This is a genomic window from Streptomyces sp. SID3212, from assembly GCF_009865405.1.
GTDB lineage: Bacteria > Actinomycetota > Actinomycetes > Streptomycetales > Streptomycetaceae > Streptomyces.
This window is the reverse complement of sequence record NZ_WWJY01001021.1, coordinates 1-2848: the sequence shown is the minus strand read 5'-3', so window position 1 is coordinate 2848 and position 2848 is coordinate 1. Positions and strand designations below refer to the sequence as shown.

General features: G+C 73.4%; 1 protein-coding gene and 1 pseudogene. Both read right to left on the bottom strand.

Annotated elements, in window-relative coordinates; translation table 11 throughout:
- Nucleotides 1-720: pseudogene (locus GT042_RS30380) on the bottom strand (alpha-mannosidase); the annotation flags it as partial.
- 162 nt (nt 721-882) lie between these two features.
- A partial coding sequence (locus tag GT042_RS30375; protein WP_161311907.1) for an endo-beta-N-acetylglucosaminidase occupies nt 883-2848 on the bottom strand: 1966 nt, incomplete at its 5' end.

The following is a 2848-nucleotide window of genomic DNA, read 5'->3' as shown; positions in this document are numbered from 1 at the left end:
GAGCCGCTCGCGCGCCGCCGCGGCCGTGCCGTTGACGTCCTGGAGGTCGACGGCGTCCAGGGCGCGGCCGACGGCGCGCAGGATCTCCCAGCGCCGGGCCCCCTCGACGGGCAGCTCCGCCATCAGCTCCCCCAGCACCTCCAGGTCCAGGACGAGCTGCCACACGTTCTCGTCGAAGACGGCGAGGTCCATGCGCGCGAGGCGGTACTGCGGCTCCGTGCCGGCCGTCTCCTTGTCGCCCAGGGTGGTCGGCACGAAGGGGATGTAGTCGAGGATGACCGGGTTGGAGGCCGCCTCGATGTGGAGCAGCACCTCTTCCCCGCCCGCCACGGGCGCGCCGATCCGCACCCACTGGTTGCGGGGGTTGAGGCCCTTCACCGGCGAGCCGTCGGGCCGGTAGACCAGGCCCTCGCACTGGAACCCGGGCATGTTCTCGTCGAAGCCGAGGTCGAGGATCGCCTCGACGGTGCGGCCCGCCCACCGCTCGGGGACGGTGCCGGACACCCGGAACCAGCTGGTGGCCCAGGGAGCGCCCCACCGGTCGCCGACGGCGGCCGGCCTGACCGGTCCCGCGAGCCCCTCCTCGACGGGTACGGGTTCACCCGGCGCGTCCCAGACGGCGACGTCCAGCGGGATCGATTCGGGATAGACGGCAGGACGGATGCGCTCGTCGAGGACGCGCTTGAGGCGTGCTTCGACGAGGCTGCGGTCGTCATGCATGAGGGGAGACTCCTGTAGGACGTGAGGGTGCGGGGTACGGACGTGCGGGTGCGGGGTACGGACGTGCGGGTGCGGACGGGGGTGGCGGACGCGCGGGTGCGATGGCGGCCGCCGGCGGTGAGTACGGTACGGGTGCGGACGGGGTCGTGACAGGTCAGGGGGCTACCAGGGGCGTTCCGTCCCGGTGGCGGACGAGACCTGGTACGCCTCCGAGACACTACGCACTTCGAAACGGGCCACGCTCTCGCCCGGTTCCGCCTGGAGGGCGGGGACATGGTAGGCCGTACCGGCGGTCCCGCCGAGGAAGCGCCGGGAGCCGTCGGGCAGCACCCGGTGCAGTTCGTACTGGCGCACCTCGCCCGGCGCCCGGTCCCAGGTGAAGCGGAACGCGCTGCCGGTGGTGTCGGGCGCGGTGGAGGTGATCCGCAGGGCGGCTGGGACGGCGGGCACGGTCGTCGTGTTGTGGATCGCGAGCGCGCCGAGCCGGAAGCGTACGGACGTGGCGCCCGTGCCCGCCGTGAGCCGTATCCCGAGCGCGTGGACGGTTCCTGAGGGCTGTCCGGCGAGCAGACCGGAGAGCCGCAGGGTGGCGGTGCTCCAGCCGGTGCCCGGCCGCAGCGTCCCGGCGGGCAGGTAGGTGTACGGGACGGCCGCGCCCGGCGTCGCGGGTTCGCGGGTGGCGACGGCCAGGTCCACGACCACGGGACCGGCATCCGCGCGGTACGTGAGGTCCACGACCGTGTCGGCGGTGAGGGGCAGCCGGGTGCTGTACAGGTCGACGGTGGCGGGCGCGGTCAGGGCGCCGTCCACCAGCAGGCTGCTGCCACCGCGCCAGGCGTCGGCGAAGTCGAAGGTGACGGACGGGCGGACGCCGGTGGTGCGCACGACCCAGCGGCGGTTCGGCAGCCGGTCCTGGAGGCCGAGGTGGTTCCAGGCGGTCGATGAAGTGACGGCGCCGTTGTTGTACCAGCGCAGGCCGTGGCCCGTGTTGAAGGTCGACGCGAAGGGCAGGGCCCGTACGGTCGACCGGTCGGCGACGGAGACGGCGGGCGCCCGCCAGCTGCCCGCGGTGTCGGGGGTCGACGGGTCGAGGGACTGGCCCGTCCAGAAACGGTCGTCGGCGGCGTGGAACTGCCCCGGGGTGCGGCCGGCCGGGAGCTGGTTGCGGGTCCACTCGGGCCGGTAGAAGCCGAGGGAGACGACGTGCGGCTTGTCGAGGGGGACGATGGCGTTCCAGTTGACCGACTTGTTCCAGCCGCTCGCCTCCACGTCGACGCCCGCCCACAGCTCGTAGCGGTCACGGCCGAGGTTCCCGGCGAGGGTGCCGGAGGAGGCGAGGGAGGCCGTACTCCAGCGGAAGTCCAGGAACATGGAGTCGCTGACCTTGCCGCTCGCGTCCTGGAAGAACGTCTGGTTGGCGGAGTTGAGGGCGCCCTGCCAGGAGACACCGCCGCCGGTGGTCATCGAGTCGTACCAGGTGACCTTGAGGCCCCTGGCCTGGCTGAGCGCGCGCAGCCGCCGCAGGAAGCCGTTCATGTCGGTCGCGAGGGCCGCGTTCCCGCCGCCCGTCTCGGCGTTGATGAACCAGCCGTCGAAGCCGTACGCGACGGCCACCTCGACCAGCTTGTCGGCGAGCGGGTAGCCGCCCGCCCCGTCGCGCTGGACGAGGTCGCGGGTCCACTGGAGCTGCCCCCCGTAGGCGGCGGGCGGCAGGAAGACGTTGCCGAGGACCGGGACGCCGTTGCGGTGCGCGGCGTCCACGACCGGGGCGTTGGGGGCGAGGATCAGGCCCTCGCCGGAGGAGCCGCCCCAGAAGACCAGTTCGTCGAGGTACTGCCAGTGGGCCAGCGCGTAGTAGTCGGCGGTGGCGGAGCCCTGGGAGGGGTTCTGGGCGGTGGGGCCGAAGGAGACGAGCGAGGAGACCCGGGCCTGGCCGGCGCGGGCGGTGGTGTTCACGGCCACCGGGGTGAACCGGGCGGCGAGCGGCACGGACGCCTTGTTGAAGGCGAGGTCCGGGTCGTCCTGGGCGCGCCAGGTCTTGAGCCCGCGCCAGGTGATCCCGGCGCCGGGGGTCCCCGAGGGGAGCGAGTCCGGGTACCAGTAGGAGGCGTACGGCGCGTTCGCGGCG